Source organism: Streptomyces sp. NPDC051243 (assembly GCF_044455405.1).
Taxonomy (GTDB): Bacteria; Actinomycetota; Actinomycetes; order Streptomycetales; family Streptomycetaceae; genus Streptomyces.
This window is the reverse complement of sequence record NZ_JBITES010000024.1, coordinates 85450-102318: the sequence shown is the minus strand read 5'-3', so window position 1 is coordinate 102318 and position 16869 is coordinate 85450. Positions and strand designations below refer to the sequence as shown.

Here is a 16869-nt window from a genome sequence, read left to right as displayed (position 1 = left end):
CCGGGGTCTCGTCACGGAGGCGACGTACGAGGGTTCAAGATCGGTTCGAGATATCGGTCACGTTTCCGAAACGGCGATCGACATCTCTTGACGCATGACCTGACATACGGCTGTTATTGCGCCACCGTGTTCGGTCAAGTTGATTTCTGATCGGTTAAGACGGACTTCGACGAGCCGGCCCTCATGATCGAACCCTGCCCTCAGGAGCCGTAGATGCACGACCTCTCTCCCTCAGGTCTGTCCCTGCCCTCGCCCAGCCGCCGCACCCTGCTGCGCGGCATAGGCGGCGCCGCCGTTCTCGGCGCGGGCATTCCGCTGCTCAGCGCCTGCGGCGGGAGCGGGACCGCGAGCGACCCGAAGACCGTCACGCTCGGCTCCAAGGCGTCCGACGCGGTGCCGAAGAAGGCGTTCGCGGACATCTACGCGGCCTACAAGAAGAAGTCCGGCATCACGGTCGACGTGAACACCAAGGACTCCAACACCTTCCAGGAGCAGATCAACTCCTACCTCCAGGGCACGCCGGACGACGTGTTCACCTGGTTCGCCGGCTACCGGATGCAGTTCTTCGCGGCCAAGGGACTGGCCACGCCGATCGACGACGTCTGGAAGACCATCGGGGGCAACTTCCCCGAGGCGATGCACAAGCTCAGCAAGGGCGAGGACGGCAAGTACTACTTCGTACCGCTGTACTCGTACCCGTGGGCGATCTTCTACCGGAAGAGCGTCTTCCAGGAGAAGGGCTACGAAGTCCCCACCACCTGGGACGACTTCGTCGCCCTGTGCAAGCAGATGCAGAAGGACGGCATCGTCCCGATCGCCTTCGGTGACAAGGACGCCTGGCCCGCGCTCGGCACCTTCGACCAGATCAACTTCCGCCAGAACGGCTACGACTTCCACGTCGAGCTGATGGCGGGCAAGGCCTCCTGGACCGACGCCAAGGTGCGCAGGGTCTTCGACCTGTGGAGCGAGATCCTCCCGTACCACCAGGAGGGCGCCGTGGGCCGCACCTGGCAGGACGCGGCCCAGACGCTGGCCTCCAAGAAGGCCGGCATGTACCTCCTCGGCACCTTCGTGGCCCAGCAGTTCACCGACAAGGCCGCCCTCGAGGACCTCGACTTCTTCGCCTTCCCGGAGATCGACCCGGCCCACGGCCAGGACACCGTCGAGGCGCCGACCGACGGCTTCATGATGAGCAAGAGCCCGAAGAACAAGACCGAGGCCGTCAAGCTCCTGGAGTTCCTCGGCACCACCGAGGCCGAGGACATCTACCTCAAGTCCGACCCGAGCGTCGTCCACGCCGCCACCGGCGCCGACACCTCGTCGTACAGCGCCCTGCAGAAGAAGGCGTACGACATGATCGCCGGTGCCAAGTCCCTGACCCAGTTCATGGACCGCGACAGCCGGCCGGACTTCACCTCGACGGTGATGCAGCCCGCGCTGCAGAAGTTCGTCCGCGACCCGAAGGGCGTCGACGGCATCCTGTCGTCGATCGAGCGCCAGAAGAAGCAGATCTTCGCGTCCGGCTGATCCACATGACCACGGACATCACCAAGGAGACCCAGGAGGCGGCCACTGTGCCGCCTCCGGGCGCTGCCCCCGCCAAGAAGGTGCCCCAGGGGCACCGCCGTCTGCTGACCCGCCGTGACCGGCTCACCCTCGGTCTGATGGCGGGTCTGCCCACGATCCTGCACATAGCCCTCGTCTGGGTGACGGCCCTCGCCTCCGTCGCGCTGGCCTTCACCACCTGGGACGGCATCGGCTTCGACTCGATCAAGTGGGTCGGGCTCGAGAACTTCAAGGAACTGTTCACCAACAACCCGCAGTTCTGGCCCGCCGTCCAGCACAACGTCGTCTGGTTCGTCGTCCTGATCGTGATCCCGACGCCGCTCGGTCTGTTCCTGGCCGTGCAGCTGGACAAGAAGATCCGCTTCAGCCGCGTCTACCAGACCGCGTTCTTCCTGCCGGTCGTGATGTCGATGGCCGTCATCGGCTTCGTCTGGCAGCTCGTCTACAACCCCGACACCGGCCTGATCAACAGCCTCATCGGGGCCAACGAGCCGGGTAAGTACATCGACTGGATCGGCGACCCGGACCTCAACCTCTGGGCGATCCTCGTCGCCGCGTCCTGGCGGCACACCGGCTACATGATGATCCTGTACCTGGCCGGCCTGAAGGGCGTCGACCCCGCGCTGCGGGAGGCGTCCGCGCTGGACGGGGCCAACGAGTGGCAGACGTTCAAGAACGTCGTCTTCCCGACGCTGCGGCCCACCAACACCGTCGTCCTGGTCGTCACCATCATCGAGGCCCTGCGCGCCTTCGACCTGGTCTTCGTCTTCAACAAGGGCGCCGAGGGCACCGAGTTGCTCTCGATCCTGGTCACCAACAACATCATCGGCGAGTCCAGCCGGATCGGGTACGGCTCCGCGATCGCGGTCGTGCTGCTGCTGATCTCGCTCGTCGTGATCATTCCCTACCTGGTGGCCACCTTCCGGAAGGAGCGGCGCGCATGAGCACCGGCACCGTCGCGCTGAAGAAGCGCGCCCCCGTCCGCCCCGCCCGGATCCTGCTGCACCTGTTCCTCGCCGGCGCGGCACTGGCGTGGCTCGCGCCGCTGCTGTGGGCGCTGTACTCGGCCATGCGGCCGTACGCGGAGACGAGTGAGAAGGGATACGTGTCCTGGCCGGACACGCTGAACTTCGACAACTTCACGAACGCGTTCACGCAGTCGGACATGAGCCACTACTTCGTCAACACGATGATCATCGCCGTCCCGGCGGTGCTGTTGACGCTGTTCCTGTCCTCGATGGTCGCCTTCTACGTCAGCCGTTTCGACTTCCGCGTCAACCTCGCGCTGCTGCTGGTCTTCACGGCGGGCAACCTGCTCCCGCAGCAGGTCATCATCACCCCGCTGTACCGGCTGTACCTGCTGATCGACCTGCCCGGCATCACGATGAGCGGCAAGCTGTACGACTCCGCGCTCGGCCTGGTGCTGATCCACATCGCGTTCCAGTCCGGCTTCTGCGCCTTCGTGCTCAGCAACTACATGCGCACCCTGCCGCACGAGCTGACCGAGGCCGCGCTGGTGGACGGCGCCTCGGTGTGGCGGCAGTACTGGCAGATCGTGCTGCCGCTGTGCCGGCCGGCGATGGCGGCCCTGGCGACGTTGCTGTCCATCTGGATCTACAACGACTTCTTCTGGGCCCTCGTGCTGATCTCGACCGGCGAGAACATGCCGATCACCTCGGCGCTGAACAACCTCTCCGGCGCGTACTTCACGGACCCGAACCTGGTCGCCGCGGGTGCGTTGCTGACCGCGATCCCGACGCTGATCGTCTACTTCGTGCTGCAGCGGCAGTTCGTCAGCGGTCTGACGCTCGGTGCCAACAAGGGCTGACGGCCCCTTTCCGAAAGAGAACGACCCGTGCACCACCCCTTCACCCCCGTCGCCACCGTGCCCGTGGACCCGGCTCGTGCCCGTGTCCACGAGGAGGGCTGGCAGTCCTGGAGCCCCAGCGGCGCCTACGCCCTCGGCGAGAAGCCGTACCGCCCGACCAACGACAACTGGGCGACGGTCTGCTACCGACCGGGTGTCACCGTCCCCGAGGGCACCTTCCAGGGCGAGGGCCTGCTGGCGCTCGACCCCGGCGACGGCTCACCGGTCCGCCTGTGGGCGGCGGTCGACCCGACCCGTGAGGTGCCCTCGATCCGGCTGGTCGTGACGGACGGCGCCGTCGCGGAGGTCAGCGCCGACGGCCCGGTGAAGGAGTGGACGGGAACCGACGTCCGGTCGGTGCTGGGCGAGTGGGCCGACAGCCTCCAACTGCCCGCCCCCCGCCCGGCCCCGACGGTCTGGTGCTCCTGGTACGAGTACTTCACCGCCGTCACCGAGGACGACATCCACGAGAACCTCCGTGCGATGGACACCCTCGACCTGCCCATCGACGTCGTCCAGATCGACGACGGCTACCAGAAGGCCCTCGGCGACTGGCTCACCCTCTCCGGCCGCTTCCGCTCCCGCGCCGGGATCGCGGACGCCATCCGCGCGCGGGGCCGCCGGGCGGGCATCTGGACGGCGCCCTTCCTCGTCGACCCGGCGAGCGACCTGGCCGCCGAGCACCCCGAGTGGCTGGTGCGCACCGCCGACGGCGACTTCACGCACGCCGGCCGCAACTGGGGCCACGACCTGCGCGTCCTGGACACCACGCACCCCGAGGCGGCGGCGTATCTGACGGAGGTCTTCCGGACGCTGCGTGCCGAGGGCTACGACTACTTCAAGGTGGACTTCCTCTACGCGGGCGCGCTGGACGGCGTACGGCACGAGGCGGACGTGGACACGCTGGAGGCTTACCGCTCCGGCATCCGGCTGATCCGCGAGGCGATCGGCGAGGACGCCTACCTGCTGGGCTGCGGGGCGCCCCTGCTGGCCTCCGTCGGCCTGTTCGACGCGATGCGGGTCAGCCCCGACACGGCCCCGCACCGCCGCCCCGAGGCCGACGACTACAGCCAACCCGGCCAGGACCCCGCGGAGTTCACGGGCGTCGGCCGCCAGTGGCAGCACGGCCGCCTCTGGATCAACGACCCCGACTGCCTGATGGCCCGCCCCGCGGTGGAGACCCGGGAACGGTGGGCCGCGCACGTCGAGGCGACGGGCGGCCTGATGGCGTCCAGCGACCGGCTGCTGTCGCTGGACGAGTGGGGCGTGGAGACCACGCGCCGGCTGCTGTCCGGAGGTGCCCGATGAAGCGCGAGCTCGCCCTGGAAGGCCTCGCCTACGGCGGTGACTACAACCCCGAGCAGTGGCCCGAGGAGGTCTGGGCCGAGGACGTACGCCTCATGCGCGAGGCGGGCGTGAACATGGTCAGCGTCAACATCTTCTCGTGGGCGCTGCTGGAGCCGCGCGAGGGCGAGTACGACTTCTCGCGCCTCGACCGGATCCTCGCCCTGCTCCACGACAACGGCATCGCCGCCGACCTGGCCACCCCGACGGCGGCACCCCCGGCGTGGTTCTTCAAGGCCCACCCCGAGGCGCTGCCGGTGGACCGGGACGGCCGCGGGCTGTCGTACGGCAGCCGTCAGACGTTCTGCCCGTCGAGCCCCGCCTACCGCGAGGCGGCCCTGCGCATCGCGGGCGAACTCGGCCGGCGTTACGCCGACCACCCGGCGGTGGTGATGTGGCACGTGCACAACGAGTACGGCTGCCACAACGCCGAGTGCTACTGCGACGAGAGCGCGGCGGCCTTCCGGCGCTGGCTGCGGGAGAAGTACGGCGACGACCTGGCCGCCCTCAACGACGCCTGGGGCACCACCTTCTGGAGCCAGTGGTACTACGACTGGGACGAGATCATCCCGCCCCGCGCCACGGGCGCCGTACCGAACCCCACCCACCAGCTGGACTGGCGCCGCTTCTGCAGCGACGCGCTGCTGTCCCTGTGCGAGGCGGAGCGTGCGGTCCTGCTGGAGGCGGCCCCCGCCACCCCCGCCACCACCAACTTCATGGTGATGTACAACTTCGACGCGCTGGACTACTGGCGCTGGGCCCCGAAGCTGGACATCGTCTCCAACGACCACTACCTCCAGTCCGCCGACCCCGAGTCCGAGATCGACATCGCGCTCAGCGGCGACCTGGTCCGCTCCCTCGCGGGCGGGCCCTGGCTGCTGATGGAGCACTCGACGGGCGCGGTGAACTGGCAGCCGGTGAACCGGGCCAAGGGTCCTGGTGAGCTGCGGCGCAACGCGCTCGCGCATGTGGCGCGCGGCGCGGACGGCATCGCCTACTTCCAGTGGCGGGCCGCGAAGGCGGGCGCCGAGCAGTGGCACTCGGCGATGCTGCCGCACGCGGGCACCGACAGCCAGATCTGGCGGGACGTCGTCCGACTCGGCGCGGACCTGCGGGCGCTGGCCGAGGTGCGGGGCAGCGTCGGTACGGCCGAGGTGGCGATCGTCTGGGACTGGAACGCCCGCTGGGCCCTGGAACTCCCGTCCCAGCCGAGCGCCGAGCTGCGCTTCCTGGACCTGGTCCGCGCCTGGTACGAGCCGCTGTGGCGCGCGGGCGTCGCGGTGGACTTCGTACGCCCGGAAGCGGACCTGTCGGCGTACCGCCTGGTCCTGGCCCCGAGCCTGTACCTGGTGGACGACGAGGGCGCCCGGAATCTGACCGCCTTCGCGGAGCGGGGCGGCACGCTGGCCGTCGGCTTCCACAGCGGGGCTGTGGACGAGAACTGCCATGTCCGGCTGGGCGGTTACCCGGGCGCGTTCCGTCAGGCGCTGGGCGTCAGCTCCGACGAGCTGTTCCCGCTGCTGCCCGGCGAGACGGTCGGTCTCAGCGGTGGCGGTACGGGGACGCTGTGGTCGGAGCGGCTGCGCCTGGCCGGCGCCGAGTCGATCGCGTCGTACACCACCGGCCCGCTGGCGTGTGTCCCGGCGGTCACGCGCAACTCGCTCGGTGAGGGCGCCACTTGGTACGTCGCCACGCAGCCGGATGCGGCGACCCTGGCAGGGTTGCTGGACCGCATCCGCGGCGAGGCGGGCGTCGAGCCGGTACGCGGTACCCCACAGGGCGTCGAGGCGGCCCTGCGGCGCGGCCCGGACGCCGACTACCTCTTCCTGATCAACCACACCGACCGGCCCGCGCACGTCGCGGTCGCCGAGGACGCCACGGAGCTGCTGACGGGCAAGGCGCTGCCGGGGTCGGTCAGCGTGCCGGCGGGGGATGTGGCGGTCGTACGCGAACCGCGCGGGGACTGAGGAACCGGCTTCGGTTCACTCGCCGATCTGCCCCGGCTCGTCCTCGGACCTGTCGGGGTAGATCAGCCGCGCGCCAAGGCCGATCACCCCGAAACAGCTCAGCACGAGGGCGAGGCGCACGATCCTCACCCAGCCTTCCCAGTCGGCTGCCGGCCCGAGAGCCAACCAGAACGCGAACCCCATGGCCGCGATCACCATCATCAGGCCGGCCGGCCGACGCACCCCGTGCTCCATTCCTGTGATTCCCTACGATTCCCTACGATCCCGCGCCCCGGGCTCAGAAACGGCTGTCCAGGCCCGGGATCCCGGGCGGCGTGGGCAGCGGCAGCGGGTTGACACCGCCCCGCTCGCGCGCCGCCGGGGCGGCCTTGCAGGTGATGTCCGTGGCCGGCAGCCTGCCGGTGGTCAGGTAGTCCGTGGCCGTCTTGTCCGCGCACGACTTGGTGCCGTAGATGCCGTGTCCGACGCCCCCGGCGACGGTGACCATCTTCGAGCCCTTCATGACCCGGCGCAGGCCCTGACCACTGGTCAGCGGCGTCTGCGAGTCCCACTCGTTCTGCAGGATCAGCGCGCGAACCTTGTTGTCGATCTTCGTTGCCGCCTCACCGCCGTTCTGCTTCCAGAACGCGCACGGCATGATGTTGGAGACGAAGTCGCCGTACAGCGGATACCTGGCCTTGTCCCGGATCGCGTCGGCGCGGTACCGCTCGGGATCGCGCGGCCAGTTGCGCGTGTCGGCGCAGACGACGGACCAGAAGCCGGCGCTGCCGTTGTCCGCGGGCACGGCTCGGGCGAACGACGGCGGAACCGGCGTGGGCGTCCCGGACTCCGGGGCGGCGGACCGGGCGCGGCCCTCGGCGGCCTTCTTCAGCTCCACGACCGCCTCGGCGGCCTCGCGCACGCTGAAGAACGTGGCACGCAGGCCGGCGCGGACGTCGTCGCCGGTCAGCTTCGTGCCGTCGAGGTCGATCGGCTTGCGGTCGGCCCGGGCGACGAGGTCGTAGAAGGTCTTGCGGACCGCCTCGGGAGTCTTCCCCAGCTTGTACGTGGAGTCGCGGCGTGCGGTCCACTCGGTCCACCTGGTGAAGGCGGGCTCGGTGCCCTCCGCCCAGACCTGGATCATGCCGCGCCAGACGCGGGCCGGGTCGACGGCGCTGTCCAGCACGAAGCGGTCGGTGCGCCTGGGGAACAGCTGCGTGTAGACCGCGCCGAGGTAGGTGCCGTACGAGTACCCCAGGTAGGAGATCCTCTTCTCGCCGAGCACGGCACGGATCACGTCCATGTCCCGGGCGGTGTTGCGGGTGGTGATGTGGCGCAGCTTGGCGCCCTGCCTGGCGTCGCACTTCTCGGCGACGGTCCGGGCCCACTTCACGTCCCTGGCGAACGTCTCGGCCTTGTACGCGCGTTCCCAGTTCTGCTCCCCGTCGGTCAGTCCGCAGCCGACGGGAGAGCTCTGGCCGATGCCTCGCGGGTCGAAGCCTATGAGGTCGTACTTGTTCTTCACGGACTTCGGCAGCTCGCTCGCCATCAGCTGCGGCAGGTCGACGCCCGTACCGCCCGGGCCACCCGGGTTGAGCAGCAGCACACCACGGCGCTCGCTCGTGACGCTCGTCCGCAGCCTCGATATCGCGAGGTCGAGCTTCTTGCCGCCCGGGCGGCTGTAGTCGAGCGGCACCTTGATCGTGGCGCACTGGAAGGTGGCCGGCGTCGAACTGTCACAGCGGTGCCACGCGGGCCGCTGCTGGAGGTACGGGTTCAGGGGGTTCCCCGCGGCGGACGCCGTGGCAGGTGCGAGTGCGGGAACCAGCGTGGCGACCGTACCGGCCGCCAGGAAAAGGGCTATTCGACTACTGCGCACGTGGGGAAAGTCCTTGTGGTTGATGCGTATGAGACCCATCAACCTTTTCGTGCACAGGAGTTGAGCGAATCCACCAGGGGGACGGAATCTCTCCGACCCTGGACGGACGGCGGGCGCGCCGGACGGTCCCGAAGTCGCACAACCAGGACCGGCTCGGCGCCGTCTTGCTCAAGTGCTCTGCTTTTCGCTCTTGCTCGGGCCCGGCGCCAGGCGCTGAGCAGTCGAAGGCGCCGTGAATTGCCGTGAAGACGCCGTTGTCACAGTCCGGCGGTCAGCGCACGGGGAAGCCGAAGGTGTGTCCCTGCTCCTTCAGCCACGGCAGGAGTTCGCGCAGGGCGGCCACGGTCTGGGAGCGGTCGCCGCCTCCGTCGTGGAAGAGGAGGGTCGGACCGTTGGAGATCTCGCTCTTGACGGTGGCGACGATGGCCGCCGTGCCGGCGCGCTCGAAGTCCTTGGAGTCGATGTTCCAGCCGAGCGGGCGCATCCCACGGGACGCGGCGAGGTCGCGGCTGTGGGGGGTGAAGGCACCGCCCGGGGCCCGGTAGTACATCGGGCGGACACCCCCGGACGCCTCGGTGATCATGCGCTCGGCGTCGAGTATCTGCTGTGACTGGTAGGCCTCCGACTGGCGGTCCATGGTGACGTCGTGGGAGACCGTGTGGTCGCAGAGCCGGTGCCCGGCCGCCACCACGTCCTTGACCAGGTCCGGGTGGGCGCTCGCCTGCGTGCCCACCATGCAGAAGGTGGCCTTCACGCCGTTGTCGCGCAGCACCTGCAGCACCTGCGGGGTCCAGACCGGGTCGGGCCCGTCGTCGATGGTGATGTTGACGCTGCGGGGACCTCCCTCGGAGGCGTGCGCGATCTCCGCCGCCACCGGCGCGGCCTTGCGGCCCTGCGCCTGCGGGTTCGGCTCGGACGGAGCCGCCGAGACGCCCGACTGGCCGGGCCGTCCCCCTCCGGCGCCCAGCTGCGTGCCCCAGAGGGAGGTCAGGGCGGCCACCGCGGTCACCCCGAGTGCCGCCGCGAGCACCTTGCCGTACCATCCCCGTCCGCCGCTTCGCACCATGTCTTCCGTTCCTTGCCGTCGCTGTGGGGCCTCTGCGTCCGGCAAGAGGGGGGAAAGCGGCCGAGGGATGCGTCTGTTACCGATCACGGACAATTCCGCAGGGATGCGGCGATGGGCGGCGGGTGCTCCGGTGGGTCGCGGTAGCGGTAGCGGTAGCGGTCGAGGTCGCGGTCGTGAAAGAACCCTCCTGGCCGTTCGGCCCTCTCAAGGAGTCAAGTCGCTCGCTGGCACAACGACTTGACGAAGAGACGGCAGTCGTCCCACCGGACCTCGCGCGAGGCACGGCGGAAGCTCAGGTGCGTCCCGGAGAAGAAAGACCACGCGGCCGCCCGCCTGCGCCGGGGTTCAGGCGGCGGGCGGCCTGAACAGTTCAGGTTCGTCGCCACCCGCTATGCCGAGCGCGGATACGTCTTCCTGGGCACCGTCACCGTCACCGTCACCGCCGCCGCACTCCTCCTCTGGCTCCGATCGTGACCGGAGAGGCGGGCCCTGGTCGATGCGGTCACGGCAGTGCGATCTCGCGCGCTCGGCCAATGCCGAAGCGCTGTGCCAGCCGCGTCAGGGCCTGTGACATCTTCGATGGCATCGAGTCCGGCTCCGGGATGGTCACCGGTCGCTGCCGGCCGTTCTGGATCGCCGCTATCCGCCAGCCGTCCGGCGTACGGACGCAGACGATGATCTGCCGCGACAGCCGTCGCTTCGGCAGCTTGCTGCGCCAGGGCATGAGAACCGATCCGTTGCCCACCAGCACGGCCACGGAATCGGTGATGAAGCGCGGCGACTCGATCCGGCCGACCATCGCCGATCCGGCGATCACACCGCGGAACAGCTTGTCGTGGTTGTCCTGCAGCCGCGTCGCGCCGGCCGCCCAGCTGCCGTCGTAGGACACATAGTCGGCGTCCTTGGTGAACAGCCGCCCGAACGCGGCGGAGTCCCCTTCGGTCCAGGTCCTGCAGTACCTCGAAGAGTTCGCGGATCTCGGTTTCCCGCGCCGGCGAAGATGGCTCCTGATCGCGCGGGATGAATACGCACGGTCGGCCAGGACGGCATCCGGCCTGGTCCTTGGTCTTCCGGGCCCGCTTCGCGGAACGCGGATGCCGGCCATGACGGCGTCAAAGGCTGGTGCGTCGCCCGCCTGGCCTGCGGTGACGCGGATGGCCAGCGGCCGCGTATGGCTGTCGCTGGCCAAGTGGCCTTTCGTGCTCAGACCGCCTCGGGACCGTCCGAGTCCGTGGTCTTCGGGTTCGCTTCTTTCTGGCGCCCCTTTTTCCTGGCTCCAGCAGCGTGCTGATGGGCTCGGCAGACGGTGGAGTCCACCGAGACGGTCCAGCCGACATCGTCGCCGTCGTCCGCTGTTGACAAGACGGCGGCGAAGATCTGTTCCCAAGTGCCGTCCACGGCCCATCGGAACAGCCTTTTGTGGGCAGTTTGGAAGGAGCCGAGCTCGTCCGGCAGATCCCGCCAGGGTGAGCAGGTGCGGTACTTCCAAGCGATGGCCTCAAGGGTTCGGTGATGGTCGGCCCACCGCCGTCCGCGGACCGGATCGGCCGGCATCAGCGGCTCGATCCGGTCCCACATCGCATCAGTGATCACTAACCGGACGGACACATCCGATCAACTGACCAGCCGATCAAAGAGACACACTCTAGCTGCCGGAGGCCGCGCCTTCGGCATGCTCCACCAGCACATCGGCGACATCCGCCGCTAGCAGGAAGGGCAGGTGCCGGTTCACCTGGTCCTCGTGGTCGCGGTAGCGGGCGAACGGCAGCAGGGATGCCAGCAGGGCCCACTGGTACTCGGCCTCGCCGAATGGCCAGTTCTTCTGTTCGCAGCCCTTGAGGATGGCGCGCAGCTGTGCGATGCACAGCAGCACCCGCCGCACGTCGGGGTCCACGTCACCCGGGATGTCCGGCTCCCACATGGCCGTGCCGCGCAGCGACCCGACGAACCAGGAGCGCACCTGGAGGAGTTGCTCATGATTCCAGGAGAACGTCCGTGACCACAGGGCGGACTCGAGGCGAGCGAAGTCCTTGCAGATGTGCCCCTGGTGGGTGGTCTCGAAGTCGATGACGTAGAGATCGGGATGCCGGCCGTCCGGTCCGCTAGCCAGGACGTTCTCGCCGTGGAGATCGCCGTGGCAGACACAGGTTAGATAGGAGGCCGTCGTGACACCGTACTGCCGGTCGTACAGGAGCCGTTCGAAGAGGGCGCCGGTCCCGGCGTCCCGCTCGCCAATCTCCGCCATGTGGGCGACCAGCCACAGCGGGTTCGTGACCGACTCGTAGCCGGGAGCGGCGGCGAACGGGCTGGAGCCGAGCGCGGAGTTCTCCAGCAGGTGCCCGAGCCTGCGGTGCCGCCACGGCAGTCCGCCGTCGATGCCGAAGATGTCGGCGACCTCGGGCAACCGGAAGTGTTCCAGCTCGGATTCCGCGTTCTTGCCCGGCGCGTAGCTGGTCAGCTCGAAAGCGGCCGGACGCAGGGCCGGATACTCCCCTCGCAGGTCGCCGATGGTCCGCTGGGCCTGGCTTAGCCACGGGCCGAGCGCGTCCATGAAGACTTCCTTGATGACCGGCTGGAGCGCGTCCGGGTCCGCGGTGCGCACCCAATCCCGCAGTGTCCTCGGTTCGTCGTGGTGCCGGAAGACGTAAGAGGTGAAGATGCCCTGGTAGAGATCGCCGTTGCTGCTGTTGGCGATGGTGGTGCTGCCCACGACGCACTTGCTTGCCCGGTACACCGGCCGCAGATACGCCTCCGCGAACCGGTCGAAGTTCTCCTTCTCCCTTCGTACCTTGGCCACCTCGTCGATCTTCAGCACACCGACCGGGCCGAAGCTGTCGAGGGCGAGGAAGGTCGGCACGGGCCGTCCGGCGAACAGCGCGCCCTGGACCATGGTGCCCTGCGGGCCAGGGGCCAGCTCGGCGGCGATGCCCTGGAGCAGGCGGTTAGAGACCTGTACGGACGCGTCCTGGTCGCCCATGGACAGCAGGCCGGCGGTCGTGGCGCCACCGGAGTCCCAGGGGTTCCTGGCGACCCGCACCATGCGGATCGTGGCCAGCATGTCCCGGCTCGCCTTGCGCCAGAAGGCGAGCGCCTCCTGCCGCTCCTCGGGGGTCTCCGTGTCGCCGTAGGCTGTGGAGGAGTACAGCAGGTCGAGCAGGCGGTCCAGCCGGTCGGCCTTCCAGCCGGACAGCTTGAGCAGGGTGAGCGCGACGCTGCTGCGGTGCTGGTTCTCCTCGGTCCAGCGGTTGAGGACCCGGGCCGCCCAGTACTCGGCATAGATGTGCCGGTCTGCGAATCTGGGGTCCTGGATCAGTTCGTTGAAGCGCAGCTCCTTGGGGGCGGTCGGGTCGGGGCCGCCCACGAGTAGATGGATGCCGATGGCGTGCCGCAGCCAGCCGTAGACGTACGGAACGCGGTTCAACTCGGGGTCGCGCAGCTCGCCGAGTGCCAGCAGCACCGCCGTCTCGGTGACGTCCAGTAGCTGTTCGCGCTTGGCCTCGTGGTACCGGAAGGAGATCTGGATGAGCTGGAGATAGCCGAGGATATCGGCGAGGGTCTGGTAGCCGCTGGAGTGCCAGTGGCCTTCCACGGCGTAGTTCCAGAGCGCGCTGGCCAGCCAATGCTGGCGCAACGCCCCTACGTCGACCACCGTGTTGCCTTTGGCGTACGACAGCATCTCCGAACGGCAAGTGCTGCGTGCGTCCTTGGCCCGCTGGTGCAGTGCCTGGGCGTCGTCGCCGGGTACGGAGACGAAGGCGAGGAGGCCGGGCAGCTCCTGCAGGTCCTCCTCGAGGACCGGGAGGAGCGACGCGGAGGGGACGGAGGCGTGTTTGCCGAACAGTTCGGTGATGCGCGCCCCCAGCTCCGCCGCCAGCTGCCGAACCGTGCCCTCGTCCGGCTCGCCGGACCGCCAGTCTCCGAGGAGCGTGTCCCAATCCCGGGTTGTGTTCATCTGCGAGGGGAACCGGGAGGCCGCGACGCCGACGGTGGCCGTCTCGCCCCTGGCGGCCACCGAGACGGCGACGCCGCCCCCGGCGTCCGCCGCCGCTGCCGCCGTTGAGGTGGCGCCGCCCTCGGATACCGTGGCCGGGGCGACCGCTGCCGTGGCGGCGGAGACCGCCACGGCGGGGCTATCTCCGCCGCCTGGAGCGGGGGCCTGCTGCGGCAGCCGGTCCGCGGAGGCCGGACCGGAACTCGCTCCGGGGCCTGGTGCCGGTGCTGTCCCTACAGTCGGGGCGGGCACCGGACCGAGCTGTTCCAGCCGCTCCTGGCATTTCTCGATCGTCGGTGTGTACCGGCCGTCGTCGTTCCGCTCGGACTCCAGGAGCAAGACGGCGAGTTCGAGTAATTCACGTGCTCGTGCGACGTCCGTCCGCATGTAGTACTCGGCCACGGTCGACGCGCCGTTCGCGATGCGGTACCCGGGAACGTACGGGTAACCTTTCGCGAGTTGCTCGCGCGTCCTGAGTAGACCCTCGCGCGCCTTGCGCAGGTGCACCTCCCGCGACGGCATCGCCTGGAGCGCGTCATCCAGCGCCCTCTCCAGCGTGTCTGCCGAGTGCTGGAGAACTTCCCTGGTCACACCGCCGGTCACCTGCGCCCCCTCAAAATCCATGCGCACGACTTGTTGACGTCGAGCACGTCTTGGTCGCCATATCCCAGCAGAGCGGCGGAGCCGCCGCCATCAGTTCGGACAAAGCACCCGCGGAGTCAGCTCGCGGGGTGGAGATCCTCGCGGTAGCGCCGGTCACCGACCAGGAAGGCTGACTGCGGCAGCACCACATGGGCTCCCGCCCGGCCGAGCGCTATCTCCCTGCGGGTGGCACCGATGACCCCAGTCTCCGTTTGCTCGTTCGCGAGGGCGACAAGTGCGGAACGCAGTTCCTCGGCCTCGGGCCGATCCGTCAGGAGGTCATACACCTCCAGGAACCGAAGCTGTCGGTATGTCTCCCCCGCCACCTTCATGGGGCCGTCGATGACGCGCCGGACATGCTGGAACGCCACGGCTTGGGCGAGGTCCTCCAGCTCCTCGTGCCCGACCTCACCCAGTTCCTCGATGAGTTCACGCCGCAGGCACTCGGTCGCTGGCTCCCGGCCGTCCCCGCGGTGCAGCCAGCGGGCGAACGCGAGGACCCCGCTGCCGGAAAGGAAGCCCCGCAGATCGAGCCGCATTACGGCACGGTCGCGCTGTTCGGGTTCGAAGCCCAGCCGCTCCAGGTCGGAATGGGCTGTCTCACGGTATTTCACCACTCCGCCCGGCGGGCCAAAGGCGCCGGGGCGGGAAGGCGTGGCGAAGAGGATGAACTGACCCTCCTCATGGACCCGCAACAGCACGGCTACTGACACCCGTGTCCGGCGCCTCGGTGTGAGAAGGACCAGCAGCAGCTTCAGATGCCGCCGGTTCTGCCAGAGGGTACGGCCCACATAGGTGAGCAGGGCCAGAATGAGCCCGCCGACGATCTTCTCGACCACTGGGGCCCCCTCTGCCTGGTGTCTACGCGCCAATTTACCGACGCCGTGCACCGCTCAGTGAGCGAACGCCCGGACTGCGACTGGTCCGTGTCCTGCTCCTCGGGGACGATCAGGCGCATACTCCACATCGCCTCCAAGAATCTGGAGACTCAGATCAACAGCTCCTGGCTCAACCGCATCGAGGCCCAGTTCACCGCCCTGCGATACTTCGGTCTCGGCGGCACGGACCACCCCAGCCACAAGGAGCAGGGCAACATCGTTCAGGTGTGCCGCATCGCAAGGGGGAGCTCGTCCGGGTGCCGTGCCAGCCGTGCCATGGCCCAGGCGGTGCGGGCATCCATGCCCGGCCCGAACTCGGCTGCCAGGCGGCGGGCCTGCCGCGTCGTCCGAGGCGCGAGCACCTAGCGCCAGAACTGGAGCCGCATGTGCCCGGTGCGGTCGGCCGTCCTTTCTCCTGGCCTGGGGGCATTTTGCGGAGGAAGGCCGGTTCCACCCGGCACGTTTGTTTTGTCGGCCACGGTGCGAGTGTTGCCGCGTATCCCGCGTCGGCGGAGTCGATCAGCCCGGTGACCACTGGAAAGAGCTGCGGGGACGGCCGTCGTTGACCTCGGGGTAGGCGTAGGTCTTCTGTGCTACTGACAAGCCCGGCGGGGCGTTGACGACAGGTCGAGGCTCCGCCGGGCTTCGCCCGTCTTGGCTACTTGCCGACGTTCGCCGAAAAGTTCGCCGAACTCCGCCGGACTCCGCCGAAGTTCGCCGAACGTGGTTTACTGTCATCAGGGAAGGAGGTGTGCCCAGTGTCGGAACCCGAGCTGCCTGACTGGACGAACGAGAAGATGGGAAGCATGGTTCGCGCTGGTCTATGGCTCATGACGCAGGTAGGCGAGGGGAACGTCTACACCAAGGATCAGTTGCGAAGGGCGTTCCCAAACGTCGCGCAGATCGACAGGCGCACCAGGGACCTCCGAACGCATGGGTGGGTGCTCGATACCAACCGGGATGACCCGGCCCTGGCGCCTCACGAAGTCCGCTTTGTGCGTGCGGGCGAACCTGTCTGGGAGCCGGGCACGCGGCGTTCGCCACGCAGGCCGGAGGAACTACGCCTGCGGTTCGCGGAACCACTACAGGTCCGAAACCCACCTGATCCGGAAGCCGTCTGGGGAAAGCTGGAAGATCTCTCCTCGACTGAGAGGTCACTCCTGATGGCTTGGATTGCCATGGGGCACCGCCCGAGTTCGCGCGTCGAACTCGCATGGCGTGCCTTCCGTAGCCTGTCCGAAGGACAGCGCCGCGACATGACGATTCGGCTGGGCGAATTGATCAGTTCCGAGCTCTCTGACCAGTTGGCGGAGGCCGACAGCAGCACAAACTCCTGAGTACAAAGACTTCCGCCGGACCCCGTGTCACCTTCCACAGATCTCCGGGCTCCGGCGGATGGCCCAACCCGTCGAATGAGGAGAAGGACCATGTCCAGTATGCGTGTGCTTCGGGCTGAAGGCGAGCGTCCGCCGAGGCTTGAGGTATTCGTGGCGGCTGTTGCTGTCGGCTATGCCGCAGGCTACTCCGCCGGTGCCGGCACCCAGGCGGAGCAGGTGATCGGTTGTGCCACGGTGGCCGCGATCACGTGGCTCTGGGAAAGGAGGCGTCGCTGACCACCTGCCCCGGTTGGTGATCCGCTGATGTACCTGGAGCCGGCCTCCGCACTGGCGGGGGCCGGTTTTGCCGCGTC

The 16869-nt window shown here is 68.6% G+C and carries 14 protein-coding genes and 2 pseudogenes; 9 read left to right on the top strand and 7 right to left on the bottom strand.

What is annotated here, in order from left to right; translation table 11 throughout:
* Window positions 1–213 precede the first annotated feature (213 nt).
* From ACIBAG_RS42390 to ACIBAG_RS42370, 5 genes are read left to right on the top strand one after another with little or no spacing between them, the layout of a single operon-like run.
* Window positions 214–1527: an ABC transporter substrate-binding protein gene (locus ACIBAG_RS42390; protein WP_399113034.1), complete on the top strand. Its 1314-nt coding sequence runs from the start codon at window positions 214–216 to the stop codon at window positions 1525–1527.
* A 5-nt stretch (window positions 1528–1532) separates the two neighbouring features.
* Window positions 1533–2510 (top strand): carbohydrate ABC transporter permease, encoded by a 978-nt coding sequence (locus tag ACIBAG_RS42385; RefSeq protein ID WP_399113032.1) that lies wholly within the window; start codon window positions 1533–1535, stop codon window positions 2508–2510.
* Complete coding sequence (locus ACIBAG_RS42380) at window positions 2507–3394, top strand: carbohydrate ABC transporter permease (protein WP_399113030.1); 888 nt, start codon at window positions 2507–2509, stop codon at window positions 3392–3394. The genes ACIBAG_RS42385 and ACIBAG_RS42380 overlap by 4 nt, the downstream gene beginning before the upstream one ends.
* 27 nt (window positions 3395–3421) lie before the next feature.
* Window positions 3422–4741, top strand: a complete 1320-nt coding sequence (locus ACIBAG_RS42375; RefSeq protein ID WP_399113028.1) for a glycoside hydrolase family 36 protein — start codon at window positions 3422–3424, stop codon at window positions 4739–4741.
* Window positions 4738–6744 (top strand): beta-galactosidase, encoded by a 2007-nt coding sequence (locus tag ACIBAG_RS42370; protein WP_399113026.1) that lies wholly within the window; start codon window positions 4738–4740, stop codon window positions 6742–6744. Before ACIBAG_RS42375 ends, ACIBAG_RS42370 begins: the two co-directional genes overlap by 4 nt.
* Before the next feature lie 15 nt (window positions 6745–6759).
* Here ACIBAG_RS42370 and ACIBAG_RS42365 read toward each other — a convergent pair whose 3' ends face one another.
* The 3 genes from ACIBAG_RS42365 to ACIBAG_RS42355 form a co-directional block, all read right to left on the bottom strand.
* Window positions 6760–6978, bottom strand: a complete 219-nt coding sequence (locus tag ACIBAG_RS42365) for a hypothetical protein (RefSeq protein WP_399113024.1) — start codon at window positions 6976–6978, stop codon at window positions 6760–6762.
* A 43-nt stretch (window positions 6979–7021) separates the two neighbouring features.
* Entirely contained in the window at window positions 7022–8602 is a 1581-nt protein-coding gene (locus ACIBAG_RS42360) for an alpha/beta fold hydrolase (protein ID WP_399113022.1), read from the bottom strand.
* A 271-nt stretch (window positions 8603–8873) separates the two neighbouring features.
* Complete coding sequence (locus ACIBAG_RS42355) at window positions 8874–9668, bottom strand: polysaccharide deacetylase family protein (RefSeq protein WP_399113020.1); 795 nt, start codon at window positions 9666–9668, stop codon at window positions 8874–8876.
* Window positions 9669–9905: 237 nt separating this feature from the next.
* On the opposite strand from ACIBAG_RS42355, the gene ACIBAG_RS42350 reads away from it, so the two are divergent.
* Complete coding sequence (locus tag ACIBAG_RS42350) at window positions 9906–10142, top strand: hypothetical protein (protein WP_399113018.1); 237 nt, start codon at window positions 9906–9908, stop codon at window positions 10140–10142.
* Window positions 10143–10170: 28 nt separating this feature from the next.
* On the opposite strand, the gene ACIBAG_RS42345 is transcribed toward ACIBAG_RS42350, so the two are convergent.
* The 4 genes and pseudogenes from ACIBAG_RS42345 to ACIBAG_RS42330 all read right to left on the bottom strand — a co-directional run bounded on the left by ACIBAG_RS42345 (window position 10171) and on the right by ACIBAG_RS42330 (window position 15140).
* The gene (locus tag ACIBAG_RS42345) at window positions 10171–10680 is read right to left on the bottom strand and encodes an SgcJ/EcaC family oxidoreductase (protein ID WP_399113101.1); all 510 of its coding nucleotides are present in this window, start codon (window positions 10678–10680) and stop codon (window positions 10171–10173) included.
* A pseudogene (locus ACIBAG_RS42340) lies at window positions 10654–11276 on the bottom strand (IS5 family transposase); the annotation flags it as partial. The pseudogene ACIBAG_RS42340 and the gene ACIBAG_RS42345, both read right to left, overlap by 27 nt.
* Before the next feature lie 37 nt (window positions 11277–11313).
* Entirely contained in the window at window positions 11314–14250 is a 2937-nt protein-coding gene (locus tag ACIBAG_RS42335; protein ID WP_399113016.1) for a phosphotransferase, read from the bottom strand.
* A 128-nt stretch (window positions 14251–14378) separates the two neighbouring features.
* The gene (locus tag ACIBAG_RS42330; RefSeq protein WP_399113014.1) at window positions 14379–15140 is read right to left on the bottom strand and encodes a hypothetical protein; all 762 of its coding nucleotides are present in this window, start codon (window positions 15138–15140) and stop codon (window positions 14379–14381) included.
* Between the two features lie 147 nt (window positions 15141–15287).
* On the opposite strand from ACIBAG_RS42330, the pseudogene ACIBAG_RS42325 reads away from it, so the two are divergent.
* The 3 genes and pseudogenes from ACIBAG_RS42325 to ACIBAG_RS42315 form a co-directional block, all read left to right on the top strand.
* Window positions 15288–15396, top strand: a pseudogene (locus ACIBAG_RS42325) (transposase); the annotation flags it as partial.
* Between the two features lie 541 nt (window positions 15397–15937).
* Window positions 15938–16516: a hypothetical protein gene (locus tag ACIBAG_RS42320; protein ID WP_399113012.1), complete on the top strand. Its 579-nt coding sequence runs from the start codon at window positions 15938–15940 to the stop codon at window positions 16514–16516.
* Window positions 16517–16606: 90 nt separating this feature from the next.
* Window positions 16607–16792 carry a hypothetical protein gene (locus tag ACIBAG_RS42315; protein ID WP_399113010.1) on the top strand — a complete coding sequence of 62 codons (186 nt, stop codon included), beginning with the start codon at window positions 16607–16609 and terminating at the stop codon, window positions 16790–16792.
* Window positions 16793–16869: the final 77 nt, after the last annotated feature.